Below are 17,879 nucleotides of genomic sequence, written 5' to 3'. Positions count from 1 at the left end.
TTTGTTCCAGTTAAACGGCAGAGTAATGAAAAAAGTTAAATTATAGCGCTTCGCTATAGGCGCCTTGTTGGCTAATTTGAATTTGGATGCTTTGGTAATGGCTGAGGATTTTCTGCGCTTGATTCGAGCATAGGTTAAGTTCGCCTATGCCTAATACACAATCGCCAAGACCCGAACCGGATATTTTCGCACAATGAATATCGGCACAACCATTTAGCGCCATAATGATCTCATCCAAAACACTGTCGCTGACGCCAAGGTTTTCCATCTGTTTTTGATAGTCTTTGCAGGCTTGGTAAAAGTTCTCAAATTGATGGTGTTCCAGCGCATAAAGCGCACCACGAGTGATTTTGGCCATAGAGCGATACAGCATTTTCAGTTTATTCGGTTTGTCCTGCCAGTCAATGGCAACCTGTTTCAAGACCTCGGCGGTAGGCGTCTTATAGCCACTATAGATCAATACCAACGGTAGGTTGATCGGCAGTTTTTTGATAATCGGCTTGGCTTGGTTTTCATTAACCGGTTGGAAAAAAATCATTCCACCAGCCAGACTGGCGGCCAAGTCGGTACCGGAACCGCGCCCTTGAATATCAATGATGATTTTATGGCCGAGACTGAATTGTTCGATAAGGGTAAGCTGTGCTTGGCAAATGTGGTTCAAGCCGGAAATCATCGCCGCTAATACCGCCGCCGAACTACCCAATCCAATGGTTGATGAGAATTCACTGTGAATGGTGATATCCAAACCAAAATTGAGACGACTTTGAAACGCTTGAAGTACGGCAATGACAAAGTTTAATTTCGGATGTTTGCTGATCTGGTTGATTTGGGTATGGTGTTCTCCCAACGCGGAAACAATATGCAGACCTTTATCAGAGCGTTGCTGCCATTCAATCGTGACATATTGATCCACTGCGCAGGCTATTGCCGGATGGCCATAGACCACGCTATGCTCACCAAGAATCATGGTGTTTGCCGGCGCTTGGCTTTGCCATTTTTTTAGTTTTGCTGACACAGGGCGCCCCTCAAATCCATTGCGATTGGGTTGATATCAAAGCCGTATTGACGGCATAAATCCACAGGTGGCTCGTCCGCTACACAGAGAATGATTCCTGCATTATCGCCTTTAATGGCACCGGAACCACATATTTTTGCACTTGCTTGATAGTGTTTGCTCAATAAACCGATAAAATTCTCAATCGTTCTGGGCACCACGCCGATGCTGTTTAATAGTTGTTGGTTCTTTTCAATGGCAGCTTTAACGGCCTTGATATCTCTATTTTGCCAAGCCTGACTCAGGGATTGGGTGGTGTGGCTGAACTGCTGCCAAAGCGGTTGATTGTCGGCAAATTGATTGCGCACCTGAGACACCGCTTGCCCGGTCGTGCTTTGGGGTTTGCCGCTATCGATCAGCCAAGCATTGATTGAAGGGGGATTTGTTTCGCTGAATTTAGTCGGGCACTGTTGCTCAAAACGTATCAGGCCGCCAAGTATTGAAGTGGCCGGGTCAAGACCGCTAGATCGGCCATGCTGGCGTGATTCGACCTGTTTGGCAAGAGCGAGTAATTGCATATCGCTACAGTGCAGTTGGTGTTGGACCACAAGCGACTTTAACACGCTGACGATAATCGCCGCCGAGCTGCCCAAGCCTCGTCCGATAGGAATTTCTGAGGATAATTGGACCTGCCAGTGGCCACGGTTCAAACCGAACTCCTGTTCAAACAGGTGGAAAGCGCAAATAATGAGTTCGAACGGGGTATTGAGAACGTTTTGGATGGCAATCGCATTTTGTTGAAAGAGGACAAAACGGGTTTCCAGTTCAACGGCGATTTGATGCCATTCGGCGAGCGCAAAGCGCTGGCTTTGGTTAAGGTCATCGAGAATTATGCTCAGACCACTGGTTTGCCGTTCATCGAGCTCGCAGCGGCATTGCGCATAGCGTTCTATAGCCATGCTTAGGGCAGGAGCGCCATAAACCACCGAGTGCTCACCGGAAATAATCAGTTTGGCAGGTGCTGAACAAAGTGTTTGCATGGTCGCCTTCCGGTTGAACAATTAGCGCGTGCTCGACATATACGAAACAGTCAAGCGCCTATTGTGAATCAGTGGTTTTTTCGTAATAGCGTTTATGGTCATCAATACCCGCTAAACGGTATGGGCCTTTATTGGTTTGCGGAAAAATAATGTTTTCCGGCAGAGTTTCTTGATTGTGATAATAGTCCAGATACTGCTGGTAACTTAACGGTTGACGTTGTTCAATCTGGCGTAGGTGATCACCGGTCATTAAGACTTTTTCATAGCCGGGCTGGATAATACCACTGAAAAACTCTGCGACACAGCCGGAACCGTAGCTGAAAAAACTGACCCTTTTACCGGCCAAGTTGTCTTTGACATTATCCAGCAATGAAATAAAGCCGACAAATAGTGAAGCGCTGTAACTGTTACCGACAATGCGGTTATAGACTTGGCTCGGCAATGTTTGCTTATCAAATTGTTCCTGAGTCACGCTGGCCGCGACTTTTTTAACCAGAGTCTTATGCGCTTTTTCCGCCATTTTGGTAAATGGAATGTGGTAGCAGAAGTAATCGATGTCTTCAAACTTGCGTCCGGTCTCTTCAACAAAATGCTGCCAAGCGTGTTTCAGGCTATTCAAGTACACTTTGGTGGAATATTTACCGTCCACCAAGGCGGTGGTTCTGTTGTTAGGACGCCAGAAATCCATAACATCATCGGTGTAGTAACCGGAGCCGGATTCGATTTCGATAATACGTGGATTAGCACTTACCAGCATGGCAACGGCGCCACAGCCTTGGGTCGCTTCGCCTGAGGTATCAACATCGTATTTGGCGATGTCTGCTGCGATAACAAGAATTTTTTCTTTATGGTTGGCCTTGACCATGGTGGTTGCCATCTGCAAGGCGGCCGCGCCGGCATAACAGGCGTGTTTGAATTCGACCACTCGGCAACGGCTCGGCAGTTCCAGCAGACCATGCAAAAACACACCGGCCGATTTGGATTGGTCAACCGATGTTTCGGTAGCAAACAACACCGCGCTGATCTGGCTGGCATCGATTTTTTCTAGGATCGGCGCTGCGGCTTTGGCGGCCAGGCTGACAATGTCTTCATCCGGCGGGGCGATCGACATTTTTTCCTGGCCGATACCAACGATATACTTGTCGAGCTCAGTCTGTTTTTCCTCGGCAAAAGTATCTAGACCGAGGTAGTAATCGGCGGTTGCAAAGTGAATAAGATCAATACCAACTTTCATCATTAACGGAGTGTATATCTTTTTATTATCGCTGTTTGGCTTAAGCCTGTTGCGCAGTCTCTTCTGTGAGTCAGTCGGCAACAACCAGCTGTTTGTTTAAATGCAATTTAGGCGCCTTATCTACACCCAGCAAAAACTGAGCGGTCTGGAATTCCTGCTTAAATTGCCCGATCGTTTTTAATACGGCTTCTGTTGAGTCTTGTGCCGGAGCCAAAAATGGCGCCGCAATACCACAAATTCGGCCGCCCATTATAACAGCTTTTATCATATCAATACCGTTTCGTATGCCGCCGCTGGCAATAAAATAGCCTTGTTTTTGGTAGGCTCTAGCTTGCTCTAAGCTCTGCAAAGTGGTCAGTCCCCAATCCTGGAACAGTTCGCCAAGACTGTTGTCGGATCGATGCGATTCGATGCGGCTCCATGAAGTACCGCCTTGACCGGCTATATCAAAATAACGGATACCGGCGGATAAGCCCAATTCAATGTCTTTATCGCTTAAACCACAACCGACTTCTTTTAGGATAATCGGCACATCGATTTTGTTTTGCAATTGGGCGATTTTTTCCAGCAAATGGGCAAAATTGGTATCGCCTTCGGGCTGAATCAATTCTTGTAACGGATTGAGGTGCAGATAAAGCGCATCGGCTTCAAGAATATCGATAACACGGCGCGCTTCATCTTCTCCGAAACCGTAATTCAGTTGCACCGCTCCCAAGTTGGCAATTAACGGAATGTCGGGGGCGTAGCGACGGATATCGAAACTGGCTTGTGCGGCCTTATCGAGGATCATCGCTCGTTGTGAACCCACCGCCATGGCGATGCCTGCTTGTTGCGCGGCTTCGGCTAAATGGCGGTTGATATGCTGCAGGTTTTCGCCACTGCCTCCGGTCATTGATGCGATCAGAAGAGGCAGGTCGAGCTGTTTATGTAAAAAACGTACTGAGCTGTCGAGGCGGGCGAAATCCAATTCGGGCAAGGCGCGATGTTGCAGGCGAATGCTTTCGAAACCGCTATTGCCTCGCTCGACTAGCGGGTCATTGAGCACGGCATCGATATGATCTTGCTTGCGACGATTAACCTGTTGTGCCTGAAATTCTGTGCTCATCGGTTCTCTTTGCGGCTATGCCGTTTTAGGCCTTGTGCTGGCGTTCCAGTTTAATATGCGCTTGCATCAGCTCACCCGGATTGGTCTGCGCCGCAAGTAAGGACAGTTCACCACAAAATGCGGTCGCACCGGCAATGCAGGCCAAGCGACGAGCATTGCCTCCGGCAGGCAGAGAGTCGTCAGCACAGCCCAATAAACGCAGGTTTTCCAAAACGAAATCCAAGCCTTTACCGTTGCCGACCGAGCCGACAATCAAGTTAGGGAGGGTGGTTGAAAAATACAAATCGCCTTCCGGGGTGACTTCGGCATGGTTGATGGCCTGAGAGCCTTCAACGATATTGGCGGCATCTTGTCCGGTGGCGAGATAAAAACCTAACAGCATATTGGCGACATGGGCATTGGCGGTTCGCAGACCACCGGAAACAATGCTGCCGATCAGGTCTTTTTTGATATGCAGATCCACCAGCGCTTGCGGTGTGGTTTTTAAGTATCGCTGACAGAGCTTGGCAGGAATAGTGGTCTCACAAACCACGTATTTACCTCGGCCTAAGATACCGTTAACCGCCGAGACTTTTTTATCGGTGCAGTAGTTGGCCGAAATCGATACATAATCCAAATCCGGGTATTCGGCCAATAACCAAGGAATAATTTTATCCGCTGCATTGGTGGCCATATTGTGGCCCGAGGCATCACCGGTATGAAACTCAAAGCGCAGATAAATCAGATTACCGACCACTTGGGAGTTCATTTCCAAAAGTTTGGCGAAACGACTGCTTTGACTGACGACCTCTTGAATATCTTCCTGACGGCTTTTGATTTCGGCAAGGCGTTGGGCAGCAATGCCGGCGTGTTTGGCTTGCAGCAAAATGGAGCGGGTCATACGCTCATCAATCAAGGTGACGCGAATGCCGCCGGCTCTGGCGGCCACTCGAGCACCGCGAGCCACAGAGGGCCAAAGCGGTGTTTCATAGGTTGCCATCGGCACCATTAAATCATCGGTTTCGACATCACCGATGAGTTTAAACGGGCCCACGGCCTGCATCGGAATTTGGGCAAATGGCTGTACGTTTGTCTCTGATATCTCTTTCATAGTCGCTATTATAAGTGGCAGGCCGGTTTATCGGCAGAAAAATCATCAAGCTATTTAAGCAAACCTGTGCAAAATGCAATTTTTGCAGGTTGATTAAATATATTAAAATTCTTTTAGGCTAGATTGTAGCAGAGCCAACACTTGAATTTTGATAATCCATCACCATTAATTTGATGATGAAATCAGTTTCTCGTTTATAAACTTAAAAGGAATAAAAATGACTATTGCGACAGCTCGACATATTCTGGTCGATAGTGAAGAAAAATGTAACGACCTAAAAACGCAAATTGAAAACGGTGCGGATTTTGCCGAGTTGGCTAAACAGCATTCAACCTGTCCATCAGGTTCTGCCGGTGGTGATTTGGGTCAGTTCGGTCCGGGAATGATGGTGCCTGAATTTGATAAGGTGGTTTTTTCCGCTGATGTCGGTACCGTTCAAGGGCCGGTAAAAACCATGTTTGGTTACCACCTGTTGGAAGTCACTAGCCGCACTTAATACGGCGAGTTAGCGGTTTTATCCAGCTAATAAAAAGCCCGACAAGCCATGCCGTTTGTCGGGCTTTTTGCTATTTAATGGTTGGTTTTAAAGCATGTTTTTGCGTTGTGCCAGATAACCCAGAAAATAGAAGATGGCAATGACAATAAACGGTAAAAACGCCGCATTGGCTTGTGCTAGCCAGCCGCTTAAGAACGGTGACATCACCGAGGTGATAAAGCTAAAGCCGAAAGCACAGAACACAACAAACAGGGTGATGCGCAAAGGCATCTTCAAAGCACCGATCTGTTGTTTAACGATTTGCAGGATATTGTCACCGTAAATCACCAATAAAGTGGTGATCATAGCGAGAACAATCTGGGCTAAATAACCGCGCATCCAGTCAGAAACATCAAGTAATAAGTCGTTTAAAATTCCAAGAATATCCATCGGTATCCGATTTCCTTTATATCAGTAATGTCTGTCAGTAATTGTCATCAGCCAGATTAGTTGGGATGGAAGTTGAATTTCTGTCCGCCTAAAGTGGCTTCATACATCAAACCACCCTTGGCAATACTGAATACCGCCATACCTTTGTAGTACTGACCTTCCGCCTTAACATACTGGTTACCGATATTACCGGTTGCCGAAGTCCCTTTGGTTGAGGCTTCGGCATTGGCGCCGGCGGTAATGACAATCGCCGAGGCCTGAGCACCGAACTCGAAGTTGCCGGAAGTGAATTCATCATAAGCGCGCTGATCTTGGAAGAAAATGATCTGACTGAAAGCCTGACCACCGAACTGGAAACCGATAGTCGCTTGAGTCATTTCTACATTGCCCGAGTAACGACCTTGTTCAAATACACGACCTTGCCCGTAGGCTCCACCAATAAAGAAACCGGCCTTACCGATAGTCGGGAAAACAGCATAACCGTAAGCGTGTTCGAAAAAGGCACGGCTTTGCGGGGCTTTTCGAAAAGCGCGGATAGTGTCTTCAAACTCTTCATCGGTCATGTCTTGAGTCATCTGCGGTTCCGATTCAGGAGTGTGTTCTTCCATACCAGGTGCCGAATCATTAAACTCTTGCGCGAACGAAGGCGTGGCATAAACCATGAAAGATGCACTGATTAGTGAAGCTAAAGTGGCTTGTCTGAAAACTTTTTGTAGTGAAAATGGCGACATAATCCTCGGTATCCTCAAGTATGAATTGTTTTATATGGGCTTCATTTTAATCCTAAATACGTACGCTGTGAAATCCGATTGAGCAAAATTTCATAAACTCTCAATCTTTGCCCTACAATAATCAACGATTTAATTAAATTGTTATCGATTGACATGGATTGTTATAGGTTTTGTAAAACAGGGAGCTCGTTATGTTTAACCGCCCAAGCAAAAAAAAGATTCTATTGCCTGTTATGCTTTTGGCGTTTGCTGCCACTAGCGCTTTGGCGCAACAATCCAATTCTCACACCCCGCATCAAGCCGCATTCGCCATGCCGGACAAATACAGTGCGCAAACGGTAAAGCAGATATTCGCCAAAGGCGGTAATGCCGTTGATGCGGCGATTGCGGCAGGATTTTCGTTAGCGGTGACCTATCCTGAAGCGGGTAATCTTGGCGGCGGTGGTTTTATGACCATTTTCAATGCCAAACCCGATAATCAGCAACACAGCTATTTTCTCGATTACCGCGAAAAAGCACCGATTGCCGCCACCGAAACCATGTATCTGGATGAAAACGGTGAGGTGATTCCTTATCGGTCTTTGGTCGGTTATCGTGCTTCCGGTGTACCGGGAACGGTAATGGGAATGTGGCAAGCGCATCAAAAATTCGGCACTTTGCCGTGGTCTGAGTTGTTGCAACCGGCCATCGATTTAGCGCAAAACGGTTTTCAGGTATCACCACAACTGGAGTCTCGTTCGGCTTGGTATAGCGGTTGGATTGCCGATAAATCGACACAGCCGTTGAACTTCAACGATTACTTTTCCGGGTTGAAGATCAATCAGCTGCTCAAACAGCCGGAGCTGGCACAAACCCTAAGTCGAATTGCCGAAAAAGGTGTTGCAGAGTTCTATCGCGGTAAAACGGCCGATTTATTGGTCAAACAGATGCAGCAAGGCGGCGGTCTGATCACCCATAAGGATTTGGCGAGCTATCAAGCGGTTTGGCGTCAGCCGGTAATCGGTGAATGGAATGGTATGCAGATCGTTTCGGCACCACCACCTAGTTCCGGCGGTGTCGCCATTATCCAGCTTCTGAAAATGCAAAAACAGTTGGAACCGCTTTATCAACAGTATTTAGCCGATCAGCAGAATTCAGGTTTGAGCGAGCAGGCGATTGAAGCGCATTTTTATGCCGAGATGGCAAAGCGGGTCTATGCCGATCGAGCCTATTATCTGGGTGATAGCGACTTTGTTTATGTGCCGATCACTGAGCTGATTAGTGACGATTACCTTTTCGAGCGTGCCAGCGAGGTCAATCTTGAGCGTATTTCCGATTCGGCGCAAATCAGCCACGGTAAAATCGAAACTCCGGAAACCACGCATTTCTCCATTGTCGACCCCTATGGTAATGCGGTATCCAATACCTATACCTTGAATATGCCATTTGGTAATGGCGTGGTTATCGAAGGAGCCGGTTTTTTAATGAACGATGAAATGGACGACTTTTCCACCAAGCCGGGAGTCGCCAATGTATTTGGTGTCGTAGGTGGTAAAGCCAATGCCATTGCGCCGCAAAAACGCATGTTGTCCTCTATGTCGCCAACCATTGTCTTAAAAGACAATCGGGTCGATATGGTGGTCGGTACGCCGGGCGGTTCTACCATTATCACTTCGGTATTTCAGACGATTATGAATGTCTATAAAAAAGGCATGAGTGTACAGCAGGCGGTCGATGCGCCACGTGTGCATCATCAACTATTGCCTATCAATCAGATCGCCTATAACCCTGAATTACCGGATAAGGTCAAAGACGACCTGCTTATGCTGGGCTATAACCTGAAAAAGAATAACTATATGGGCGATGTGCAGATGATTTTGCATACAACCGAAGGCTACCAAGCCGCCTCGGATGTGCGCGGTGAAGGGGTTGCCGGTATCTGGACGGCGCAGTAGTCTTTTGTTCTAGAGTGGTGCCTTATTCGGTTTTAAAACGAAACTTGGGTAGGCCGATATCGTATTTCATCGCAACCACTCGGGTGCAAAACATTAACAGACCGGCCGCTAAGGTTGCCCAAGTAATGTCCCAATCAAGATACAACAGACCGATAAACAGCAAAGAGCCTACCCAAGCAATGGTGCCGTAAAGGGAGCTTTGGAACACTACCGGCGGCTCATTGCAGAGAATGTCTCGTAAAACACCTCCCATAATGCCGGTCAGCACGCCCATGAAGCTGGCGACAAACCAAGGGGCGCCAAACATTAGTGCCGCCAAGGTTCCGGCTATGCTGTATGCGGCCAGCCCGGCGGCATCGGGAATCAAAAAGAAGCTAGGATTCACCGCCCAGCGTCGGGCGATGATGAACATCAGCACCGAGCTGAGTACCGCGACAATAAAATATTCCTGATTAACGATCCAAAACGCCTGTTTGCCCAACAGCATATCGCGCACCGAGCCGCCGCCAATACCGGTGGTAATGCCGATAATAATCATGCCGAACAAATCAAACCGACGAAATCCCGCCTGTAAAACACCGGATGCGGAGGACACTACCAATGCCACAATGGTTATCCAATAGAGGTTTTCAATTAGCGTGGGTGTTGGTTGTAATTGCATAGTCCATTCAATAATTTATTCGTTATGACTGGTATTTTTCGGTAACTCTCTTAATATAAGTTAATTCTCTAAATCAGCCAAATTTTAATCGTTACGTTCTACAAAGGAGTGAATGTGAAACAATCTATTTATGTCGTACTGTGTTTTTTACTGCTGGTGCCAACTTCTCAGGCCTTGGCAGAACAGGATGAGCGCCAGCCTATTTATTTAACAGAGCAAGAAAGAGCGGTTGTCCTTGCGGAAATGCGAAACTTCCTGGAAGTGGTACAGCAAATTATGCAGGGCGCTATAACCGAAGATATGCAACAGGTCGAAAATGCGGCTCGTCCGGTTGGCTTGGCGGCAATGCAGGGCATGTCTCAGGAATTGCAGAAAAAACTGCCTGATCCATTTTTATCGATGGGACCGCAAACACATCGTAACTTTCAGATGATTGCCGATGATGCGCGTGATTTGGGTGATCCTGCTTTAACGCTGGAGCAGCTTAATAAAAACATGAAAAATTGTATTGCCTGTCACCGTGCTTATCGTTTGGAAGTTGCGCCTAAATTGCCATAAATGACAGATTGGATTATTAAATTGTTTAGACTGTTTTGAAAACAGTGGATCTCTCTTAATTTTAAATAAGGGGGGAGAAGCCTTTTTGATTATTTGGTAACTCCTAGAATCTTTCTATCAGGCTTCTCGTTACTTTATTTGCTTGCCCAAATAAAGTAACCAAACAAAAGGCACCCTGCTGACACAATCTATTTCACTAAGCTCGTGAGCTGAGGTTTGAGAGTTCGCTTCGCTTTGCACGCTCAAACCTTTAATCGCTCTCTTCGCCAAGTGAAATCACGATTGCTTACAAAAGGGGACCCGTTCCGCGCACGCTATTTTGGTTTAACCTCTTTCTTTTTCTCGTAGGTTTTGAGTTTGGAGGGTGATGTTTTCCCGTCTAAGAAAGGTGACTTTGACACAAAAAATCCCTTTGGAATAAATAGTGCAGAGTTCTTAACGAAATGAGCGGTTAAAAAACGCTGCTGTTTGAGCGACGCTTGCGGCGCGAGTTCTGCGTTTTCAGTGAATGAGTTTTAGAACCTGCCTATTTATGGAGCAGGGTTCGTTTTTCGCTTACCTTTTGTCGAACAACAAAAGGTAAGGTGAAGCCTATAGAGAAAACTAAAGGCAAAGCGATTAAATTTAAAAAGGCTTCGCAATTGGTGTAATTCAAATTTTGCGTAGGCTACAGTATGCTTCCTTACCAATTTTAAGTACAGAGTTAAGTGCTATAGCGCAAAATCCAGCAATGGCACCTGCCGTAAGTCCAAATTCGATTGCAATAGTTGATGCAATTAGTGCGACTAAAGCATTTGTTCCTTTTTCTTTGGCTGAGTTTAAAGCTTTTCTAAGCTCTCTATATTTTGGATCATTTGTACAAATAAGAATAGCAATCTCTTGTTTGACTGCCTCCCAATATTTTTTAGGTAGACGTTTTTCTTTTTTACTGTGGAGTGAGCTTTTATGGCTTAATTGTCTTCGTACTGAAGCCATTGGCGGTTGTGGGCCTTCTGCGTAAAGAAAGCTTGCTGCTTGTTCGGTATCTTTTTCATTACCAGAGTTTAAAAGAGATAGTGGCGAAGCAATGTATTGCAGTTCATCGACGTTGATATGTTTAAGCCATTCATTCATTGGTTATCTCTGCTTAGGTTTATTAGCGCGCTCTAACCGAAAAACTATCCGTCGCCTTAAGCTTAATAATATTAGGATTCGGCGTATTCTGCTCAATCAACCAAGCCAACTCGTCTTTGACTTTAGACTCATCCAAAACCTTCTGCCAAACACGTTCGGACACATTCCAACGGTAACCTCGACTGCGCAGGTTGTCTTTGACATCAAACGGCGCACCGGTGGCTTTTACCAAACATTTGCTCTGGCGTACAGCCTCCAAAAGGTAACTAAACGGTGTGCGTTGTTGCTCTCCGATAGGACAGGACAACAATTCGGTCAAAGCCTGAACATCATCCAAGGCACGGTGCGCATCGTAGAAGAATTGGCCGACTTTCCAACTTAAAAACTCCTGAGAACGAGAGCCGACATGAGTCAAGGCCAACCAGTCGATTTGCGCGACCGAGCAACCCCAGATCATATCGACAAAAATTTCGTTATAACGCTCCACCACCGGACGGTCAAAACCGGCATTGTGTGCCACACAGAGTTTGACATCGGCCAAGTCGGCTTCGACTTCATCCCAAGGAATGCTGTGACCTTTGACATCGTCCATGGTAAGGCCCGTCACTTGGATGACTTCCTCGCTGATAATGCCGTCCGGTTCTTGTAAGAAGTTTTTCGCTTTGACCACCTGATAGAACAGGCCGTTGGAATCGAATTCGACAATCTGATAACCGAGCTCGATAATCTCGCAGACATCGGTATCCAAACCGGTGGTTTCGGTATCGATAATGCAAACCTTATGCACGGCTTCCGGGGATGGTGAATGGAACACGGTTTTTGCCTGTAAACGCCGCAGAACTTGGTAGTCGTTTGATTGTTGCAGAGTTTTCAGGCAGCTTTGTAAATTGTCGTTAGTGGTATTCATAGATCGCGATTCGTTTTTATTGATTGCAGGTGATTCTAGCAATTATGTGTCATTTTTGCTTAGTTGATCAATCAACGATGGCGATCTTTTCCAGAAAAGGTGGTGATTCAATTAGCAGGGTTGATAACTCAGTTTTGCGGTTTATGGTGGTATTGGCTCTGTTTTTTGCGCCACCAGCGTTTCAGCTGAGTGATGCGGTGTAACCAATACAGTTTGGCAATGACGAACATGCGATGGACAAAATCGTCTTCATCGGCAATCAAGTCGAGATTGATTTGCGGCCAAAGGCAGTCGATTTCAATGGAGCGGCCGTGATGGGCTAAATGGATAATCTGTAGAGGTTCTATTTCAATATGGCGTTTGCCCAGCTCTATTATTCGTTGGCTCATATAGCGGCTCAAAATCCGTGGTACATAGCCGATCAGCATTTCTCTGGCCTGATCTTCGTTGTCATTGTTATCATCGGTTAATTGCAACCAGACTTGAATAGCGTAAAGATCATATTTATTGGTGGGTTCTGGTCTTAAGGTCAGCCTGGCGTTTTTTCCCAGCAAGTCGTATTCCAGTGCCAGCCAGGCATCATAATAGAAACAGCCTTTAAGCGGAAAAATCAGCTTCGGTTCGATATAAGCCGGCAAAGTTAGCATTACGCAACTCCTTTGACCGCATTAAACCTTTTAGCAAAGCACTAGTCGGTCATTGAGAATGGGTAAAAATCCATTGAGTTTTGTTCTAACTGATAGGTTACGCCCTTTTTTTCAATCGGGCAAATAAAGCTTATTTTGTAAGCGGTTAGCTGTAAATCAACGGCGAAATTCGGATCTTTTAACTGATCCCGATCTATAAGTTGAGCATTGAGCTTTTTATCTAAATCTGCCGAGCCGTGGAGTCTATCTCCGACAATAGGGTGATGGATTGAAGCCAGGTGTTTTCGAATCTGGTGTTTGCGCCCTTGTTCAATGGTGATGTCGAGCAGGCTGATATTCAAATCATCGAGATATTGCAGGCTTTGAATATGTGTCACGGCCTTTTTATTATCGATTGGGGTTGCAATGCTTTGATGCGGTTTTTGCAATTTACCGTGTACCCAAGCCTGGTACTGCTTTTTGACTTGATTATGTTCAAATAATGCGGTGAGTTTCTGTGCGGTTTTTTTATTGTGTGCCAGCAATTGCAGGCCGCAAGTGGCTCTGTCCAAACGATGCACTAACCAGCATTGACGGTTGTTGCCATCAGGCTGGTAGTGCATTTCCACCCAGCGGTAAAGGGCGCTGAAATCGCCCCATTTGGAACCTTGCGAAAGCATGCCACGCGGTTTGCACCAAAGGCTATAGTCGTGCTGGTCGCTAATCAACGTAGCCGCCGGGCAGCTCTGCTGCAATACCGCGGGGTTATAGTACAAATCGAGTTGTTGCTCGGCTTTGAGTTCGGTTTTGACTCGTCGCAGACGTTCGGCTTTTTTATGACGGGTAATCCATAAAGCGCCTTTTTGTGCGGCGTCTTTGAGCTGTTGCTTGCTTAGCCCGGTCTGTTGCGCCAGCAGTTCAAGCGCGGCAATCGGCCGAGTGGCGACAAGCTGGTAATGCTGGGCGTTATTGGCGATAAAGTTTGTCATCGAGTCGGCTTAAGAGAGCAAGTTTAGTTAAGGTTTATGATGGTTCCTGTTTCAGACAAAAGCCTGTGGATTTTGGCACAGACAATAGCTTTAACGTTATTATAAAGGCTAATAATTGAACTGATGAATTAGTTCGCTATCAAGCGCGTATTTGTCAGTCTAATGGTTTTTATTGCTAACGGATTGAATTGATAAAGCCCGATTTATGATTTTTAAAAGCAAAGCACCGAAGCGATCTCGCTTGCCAGCAAAACCAGAGGTGGTTGAGTTGGGCGATTATCGCTTTTATCTAAAGCGGCAAAAACGTAAATCCATCGCCTTGAAGTCGGAGCGTGATGCGCTGATTTTACATATCCCCAAACAGCTTAATGCTCGCCAAGTCAGTGGCCTGCTTGATTCACATCAAGCCTGGTTGCTCAAACATGCACAGCGTCTGCAAAACAGTATTGAACAGGAGTTTCGCGCTGTCGAGAATAGTCGTTTCCATTTTCTTGGCCAGTTGTGTGAACTGGTTTATGTCAGTAAAGATCACGCTGATCAAGCGGCACGGTTGCAGCCGTTAACGCCTTCGCCAAATCGGAACCCGGTGCAATTTCAATTACAGGTCGCGGTTGATGCTGATAGTTGTCCGCTTAAGCAAGAACAACAAGCTGCGGATTGCCTAAAACAGTGGTTTATCGAGCAGGCGAACAGCTACCTGTTGGAACAGCTCGAACGCTATGCCGAACAGATGAGTTTGGATTACAAAACACTGCAGGTGAAAACCTATAAGGGTCGTTGGGGAAGTTGTTATCGCGATGGACGTATTCAATTTAATTGGCGTCTACTGCAAGCGCCTAAATGGGTGGTAAACTACGTAGTGGTTCATGAGCTTGCACATAGGCGTCACCCCAATCATTCAAAAGACTTTTGGCAACTTGTCGAGCAGTTTTATCCGCTCACTAAAGACGCCAAATTATCTTTAAAACAGCAAGGTGCCGGCTGGATCAATTTTTTACAGGCTTATCAATAGTGGTGGTATTCCACGGTTTAGCTTGAAACACTCAACAGGAAATATTGTCTTCATTATGGATTCCAATCAAATCGTTCATATCACCGCCAATAGCCGTTTGACCGCGAGCATTAAACAAAATGCGGTATTGCAAGCCAATACAGAGGTTGTCAATACGCCATTGGTCATGACATTGGAACAGTGGTGGCAATACTGGCAAAACCGGGCTTTATTGCAAGGCGTTTTTGCCGGCCAGAGCCTGCCCGGCAAAATTCTCAATAATTTTGAAGCGCAGTGGTTATTTGAACAGAGCTTACAAGAGTTGTTGGATCAGCAAGATAGCGCTGAAGAGCAAAACGGATTCGATGAGCAGCTGCAGCCACAGCATTTGCATAAATTGGCTTTGCTAAATATTGGTGCCACTGCCAAACAGCTTTATCAAGCCTGGACTCTAAGTCAGGAATGGTTGCCGGAAAACTGGAGTGACAATCATTACCTTAGTGCCGAAAGCCTGCTTTTTGTGCGCTGTGCCAAGCGCTATCAAAGCAAGCTGGCTGCCCAGAATTGGCTCGATAAGGCTCTGTTTTCCAAGCAGCGTTTGCTTTGGTTAGCAGAGAGTTTAGCAAGCCAGCAGGGAAAGGCCTTGTTGCCGGCCAAGTTTGTTTTGCATGGGTTTGATGATTTGACGCCCAATATTCGTGCTTGGCAATATCAGCTCGAACAAGCCGGTATTGTCGTGGAAATCCTTGGTAAACCCGTGGCCTTGGGCAATGACTTTGAGCTGCAATATCAGCAACTGGGTTTTTATCAAGCGCAGGATATTTATGATGAAGCCCAGCAAGCCGTGCTTTGGGCGGTTGGGCATTTAAAAGCGCAGCTGCAACAGGTGCAGCAAACCTATGGCGATGAATTGAGCTTAGCCAAACAGCAGGCGTTGCAAAGCATTAGAATCGCGTTGATTGCGCCGGATTTAAATGAATACAAAGCCTTATTGCGCCAATTACTGGATGAAACTTTGGCGCAATACGGCTGGGACGAGTTGCAGACGTTGCAAGCCCGTGGCGGTAACACCATTTATAACTTCTCGCTGGGTGAACCGTTGGTGCAGATGCCGTTGGTGCATAACGTGCTGTTGAGCTTGAATTTGGCTATGCAACCCCATAAATCGATGGCTTATCAACAGTTCAGTGATTGGCTGATTTCGCCTTATACTCTGGGTGATATGATTGATCGCCAGCAAGCCGACAGCGAACTGCGTCAGTTGCAATGGGCGAATATTGTCTGGCCGAAATTATTGGCGCATGAACGCGCGAAATCGTTACCGAAATCTTTGTTCAAAGCGCTCAATAGGTTAGTCGAGCTTCATCAATCCCAAGCCAATAAATTCAGTCTAAACGAGTTTGCCGATTACATTTGGCAAGTCTTGGATGTAATCGGTTGGCCGGGTTCCAAAAATCTGAGCTCGATTGAGCAACAGCAACGTCAGGCGTTAGAGAACGCTTTGCAGGAATTTGCAGGATTGGGCGAGCTTGGCGGTAAACAACCTTGCGCTTACTGGTTAAGTCTACTGAACCGTTTTATTGCCGAAAAAGTGCATCAGGTACAAAGCACCGCTTGGCAGCCGATCCAGATTGTCGGGATGCTTGAGGCCGGTGGTCAGCAGTTTACTGCTATCTGGTTGATGGGTTTAACCAACGAAGCTTGGCCGCGAGTTGCCAAACCGAATGCGTTTTTACCGCATCAATTACAGCGCCAGTATGGATTACCCAGAAGTGATGCGCAGCGCGAGCTCTATTATGCCCAGCAAATCAGTCAGCGCTTGGCCGATTCCTGCGAATTACTGATCTGGAGTTACCCTGCTAAATCGGGTGAAGCCGAATTGCTCCCGACTCCGGTTTTACCCGGTGCGTCGCAGCAGGCGGCAGTCTTTGAATATCAACCGCAAGCCTATAGCAGTTTGGCGCAAAATGTTTTTGCCCAACAAAGCTCAAACGCTTTGGATTGGCAGGATGACAGCCAAGGCTTACCGATTGTTGCCGGTGAAAAGGCTCCCGGTGGAGCTGGGATCTTGCAGGCGCAGAGTCAGTGTCCGTTAATGGCTTATATCGATTATCGTTTAGGGGTTAAATATGGTCTGAAAACGGTGGAAGACAGCTTGGCCAATACCAATCAGGGGACATTGATACATGCTGTTTTAGAGCATTTCTGGCTGGAGTTGAAAACGCAGGTCGCCTTGCTGTCGAAAACCGATGAGGAGTTGACCGCGATCTTGAATAATCATATCGGCAAAGCTTTCGATGAGCTGCAATTAGGACTGGATGAAGGTTTGATGACGGTGGAAAAACAGCGCATTCTTGAGCTCTGTCTGCAATGGCTCGAGCTTGAGAAACAGCGTGATGCGTTTAGTGTCGAAAGTACCGAAAAAAGCTTGACGTTGGAGTTGGCCGGGATCGAGTTCAAAATCATTATCGACCGCATCGACGATGTGATGGGACAAAAGTTCATTGTCGACTATAAAACCGGTAAAGCCTCGATTAATGCTCTGCTCGATACACCGCTTAAAGCACCGCAGCTGGCGGTATATCTGTTTGCGGTAGAGGATGCCGAAAACACCATGGCCGGTTTGGGTTATGGACTGCTGCATTCGGATGAAGCCGCCAAATTAAGCGCGCTGATTGCCGATAACGATAGCTTGATGAATGATGCGAAAAATCCGCGTAGTATCCAAGTGTTTTCCAAACTGGCGGAAAAAGAGGGCGGCGACTTCTATCAATGCAGTTGGCAGGATTTTATCAGTTCCTTAAAACAGGAAGTGCTCGCTTTGGCAGAACAGATCCAACAAGGTTATGCGCCATTACAATTCGATAAAGACGCTGACATCGCCTATGCCAAAGGCGATTTGGCATTGCGTTTGCCGGAAGCGCAAGTGCAATGGAATCAGGCTCTGAAAAATGCCGTAAACGACAGTGGAGAGGCGTAAT

The 17,879-nt window shown here is 46.7% G+C and carries 17 protein-coding genes; 5 read left to right on the top strand and 12 right to left on the bottom strand.

Going from position 1 to position 17,879, the window contains the following annotated elements:
- Window positions 1–40 precede the first annotated feature (40 nt).
- From mvk (FE785_RS08510) to FE785_RS08490, 5 genes are all read right to left on the bottom strand, one after another.
- The gene (mvk, locus tag FE785_RS08510; protein WP_138565345.1) at window positions 41–1,015 is read right to left on the bottom strand and encodes a mevalonate kinase; all 975 of its coding nucleotides are present in this window, start codon (window positions 1,013–1,015) and stop codon (window positions 41–43) included.
- Window positions 1,000–2,034 carry a mevalonate kinase gene (gene mvk / locus FE785_RS08505; protein ID WP_138565344.1) on the bottom strand — a complete coding sequence of 345 codons (1,035 nt, stop codon included), beginning with the start codon at window positions 2,032–2,034 and terminating at the stop codon, window positions 1,000–1,002. Before mvk (FE785_RS08505) ends, mvk (FE785_RS08510) begins: the two co-directional genes overlap by 16 nt.
- A 58-nt stretch (window positions 2,035–2,092) precedes the next feature.
- Window positions 2,093–3,271 (bottom strand): hydroxymethylglutaryl-CoA synthase, encoded by a 1,179-nt coding sequence (locus tag FE785_RS08500; RefSeq protein WP_238696247.1) that lies wholly within the window; start codon window positions 3,269–3,271, stop codon window positions 2,093–2,095.
- A gap of 67 nt (window positions 3,272–3,338) precedes the next feature.
- A complete protein-coding gene (gene fni / locus FE785_RS08495) occupies window positions 3,339–4,373 on the bottom strand; it encodes a type 2 isopentenyl-diphosphate Delta-isomerase (protein ID WP_138565343.1) in 1,035 nt (344 codons plus the stop codon).
- Between the two features lie 25 nt (window positions 4,374–4,398).
- A complete protein-coding gene (locus FE785_RS08490) occupies window positions 4,399–5,463 on the bottom strand; it encodes a hydroxymethylglutaryl-CoA reductase (protein WP_202978295.1) in 1,065 nt (354 codons plus the stop codon).
- A gap of 217 nt (window positions 5,464–5,680) precedes the next feature.
- Here FE785_RS08490 and FE785_RS08485 point away from each other — a divergent pair, with 217 nt between their 5' ends.
- A complete protein-coding gene (locus FE785_RS08485) occupies window positions 5,681–5,959 on the top strand; it encodes a peptidylprolyl isomerase (protein ID WP_138565341.1) in 279 nt (92 codons plus the stop codon).
- A gap of 87 nt (window positions 5,960–6,046) precedes the next feature.
- Here FE785_RS08485 and FE785_RS08480 read toward each other — a convergent pair whose 3' ends face one another.
- Both FE785_RS08480 and FE785_RS08475 read right to left on the bottom strand, forming a co-directional pair.
- Window positions 6,047–6,388, bottom strand: a complete 342-nt coding sequence (locus FE785_RS08480; protein ID WP_138565340.1) for a DUF3392 family protein — start codon at window positions 6,386–6,388, stop codon at window positions 6,047–6,049.
- A gap of 56 nt (window positions 6,389–6,444) precedes the next feature.
- Window positions 6,445–7,119, bottom strand: a complete 675-nt coding sequence (locus FE785_RS08475) for a lipid-binding SYLF domain-containing protein (RefSeq protein WP_238696246.1) — start codon at window positions 7,117–7,119, stop codon at window positions 6,445–6,447.
- A 191-nt stretch (window positions 7,120–7,310) separates the two neighbouring features.
- Here FE785_RS08475 and ggt point away from each other — a divergent pair, with 191 nt between their 5' ends.
- The gene (ggt, locus tag FE785_RS08470; RefSeq protein WP_238696245.1) at window positions 7,311–9,053 is read left to right on the top strand and encodes a gamma-glutamyltransferase; all 1,743 of its coding nucleotides are present in this window, start codon (window positions 7,311–7,313) and stop codon (window positions 9,051–9,053) included.
- A gap of 22 nt (window positions 9,054–9,075) precedes the next feature.
- Here ggt and FE785_RS08465 read toward each other — a convergent pair whose 3' ends face one another.
- Window positions 9,076–9,714: a trimeric intracellular cation channel family protein gene (locus FE785_RS08465; protein ID WP_138565339.1), complete on the bottom strand. Its 639-nt coding sequence runs from the start codon at window positions 9,712–9,714 to the stop codon at window positions 9,076–9,078.
- Between the two features lie 114 nt (window positions 9,715–9,828).
- Here FE785_RS08465 and FE785_RS08460 point away from each other — a divergent pair, with 114 nt between their 5' ends.
- The gene (locus tag FE785_RS08460) at window positions 9,829–10,272 is read left to right on the top strand and encodes a hypothetical protein (protein WP_138565338.1); all 444 of its coding nucleotides are present in this window, start codon (window positions 9,829–9,831) and stop codon (window positions 10,270–10,272) included.
- A 651-nt stretch (window positions 10,273–10,923) separates the two neighbouring features.
- Here the strand turns inward: FE785_RS08460 and FE785_RS08455 are convergent.
- From FE785_RS08455 to FE785_RS08440, 4 genes are all read right to left on the bottom strand, one after another.
- Window positions 10,924–11,385 (bottom strand): hypothetical protein, encoded by a 462-nt coding sequence (locus tag FE785_RS08455; RefSeq protein ID WP_138565337.1) that lies wholly within the window; start codon window positions 11,383–11,385, stop codon window positions 10,924–10,926.
- A gap of 22 nt (window positions 11,386–11,407) precedes the next feature.
- Window positions 11,408–12,292 (bottom strand): 3'-5' exonuclease, encoded by an 885-nt coding sequence (locus FE785_RS08450; protein ID WP_138565336.1) that lies wholly within the window; start codon window positions 12,290–12,292, stop codon window positions 11,408–11,410.
- Window positions 12,293–12,420: 128 nt separating this feature from the next.
- Window positions 12,421–12,939 (bottom strand): HIRAN domain-containing protein, encoded by a 519-nt coding sequence (locus tag FE785_RS08445; RefSeq protein WP_138565335.1) that lies wholly within the window; start codon window positions 12,937–12,939, stop codon window positions 12,421–12,423.
- A 41-nt stretch (window positions 12,940–12,980) separates the two neighbouring features.
- The gene (locus FE785_RS08440) at window positions 12,981–13,907 is read right to left on the bottom strand and encodes an RluA family pseudouridine synthase (protein WP_138565334.1); all 927 of its coding nucleotides are present in this window, start codon (window positions 13,905–13,907) and stop codon (window positions 12,981–12,983) included.
- Between the two features lie 241 nt (window positions 13,908–14,148).
- Here FE785_RS08440 and FE785_RS08435 point away from each other — a divergent pair, with 241 nt between their 5' ends.
- Together FE785_RS08435 and FE785_RS08430 are read left to right on the top strand one after the other, a co-directional pair.
- Window positions 14,149–14,919: a M48 family metallopeptidase gene (locus FE785_RS08435; protein WP_168188945.1), complete on the top strand. Its 771-nt coding sequence runs from the start codon at window positions 14,149–14,151 to the stop codon at window positions 14,917–14,919.
- A 55-nt stretch (window positions 14,920–14,974) separates the two neighbouring features.
- The gene (locus FE785_RS08430; protein ID WP_138565332.1) at window positions 14,975–17,878 is read left to right on the top strand and encodes a PD-(D/E)XK nuclease family protein; all 2,904 of its coding nucleotides are present in this window, start codon (window positions 14,975–14,977) and stop codon (window positions 17,876–17,878) included.
- Window position 17,879 lies beyond the last annotated feature (1 nt).

The sequence above is a fragment of the Thiomicrorhabdus sediminis genome (assembly GCF_005885815.1).
GTDB lineage: Bacteria > Pseudomonadota > Gammaproteobacteria > Thiomicrospirales > Thiomicrospiraceae > Thiomicrorhabdus > Thiomicrorhabdus sediminis.
Note: the sequence above shows the minus strand (reverse complement) of the source record. Positions and strands in the feature narration are given on the sequence as shown.

What these genes read in the sequence shown, in the direction of transcription:
- FE785_RS08440 (WP_138565334.1), bottom strand. Translation starts at nt 13,907, where the DNA reads ATGACAAACTTTATCGCCAATAACGCCCAGCATTACCAGCTTGTCGCC.
- FE785_RS08430 (WP_138565332.1), top strand. Translation starts at nt 14,975, where the DNA reads ATGGATTCCAATCAAATCGTTCATATCACCGCCAATAGCCGTTTGACC.
- FE785_RS08450 (WP_138565336.1), bottom strand. Translation starts at nt 12,292, where the DNA reads ATGAATACCACTAACGACAATTTACAAAGCTGCCTGAAAACTCTGCAA.
- ggt (WP_238696245.1), top strand. Translation starts at nt 7,311, where the DNA reads ATGTTTAACCGCCCAAGCAAAAAAAAGATTCTATTGCCTGTTATGCTT.
- fni (WP_138565343.1), bottom strand. Translation starts at nt 4,373, where the DNA reads ATGAGCACAGAATTTCAGGCACAACAGGTTAATCGTCGCAAGCAAGAT.
- FE785_RS08480 (WP_138565340.1), bottom strand. Translation starts at nt 6,388, where the DNA reads ATGGATATTCTTGGAATTTTAAACGACTTATTACTTGATGTTTCTGAC.
- mvk (WP_138565344.1), bottom strand. Translation starts at nt 2,034, where the DNA reads ATGCAAACACTTTGTTCAGCACCTGCCAAACTGATTATTTCCGGTGAG.
- FE785_RS08455 (WP_138565337.1), bottom strand. Translation starts at nt 11,385, where the DNA reads ATGAATGAATGGCTTAAACATATCAACGTCGATGAACTGCAATACATT.
- FE785_RS08465 (WP_138565339.1), bottom strand. Translation starts at nt 9,714, where the DNA reads ATGCAATTACAACCAACACCCACGCTAATTGAAAACCTCTATTGGATA.
- FE785_RS08445 (WP_138565335.1), bottom strand. Translation starts at nt 12,939, where the DNA reads ATGCTAACTTTGCCGGCTTATATCGAACCGAAGCTGATTTTTCCGCTT.
- FE785_RS08490 (WP_202978295.1), bottom strand. Translation starts at nt 5,463, where the DNA reads ATGAAAGAGATATCAGAGACAAACGTACAGCCATTTGCCCAAATTCCG.
- FE785_RS08500 (WP_238696247.1), bottom strand. Translation starts at nt 3,271, where the DNA reads ATGATGAAAGTTGGTATTGATCTTATTCACTTTGCAACCGCCGATTAC.
- FE785_RS08485 (WP_138565341.1), top strand. Translation starts at nt 5,681, where the DNA reads ATGACTATTGCGACAGCTCGACATATTCTGGTCGATAGTGAAGAAAAA.
- FE785_RS08475 (WP_238696246.1), bottom strand. Translation starts at nt 7,119, where the DNA reads ATGTCGCCATTTTCACTACAAAAAGTTTTCAGACAAGCCACTTTAGCT.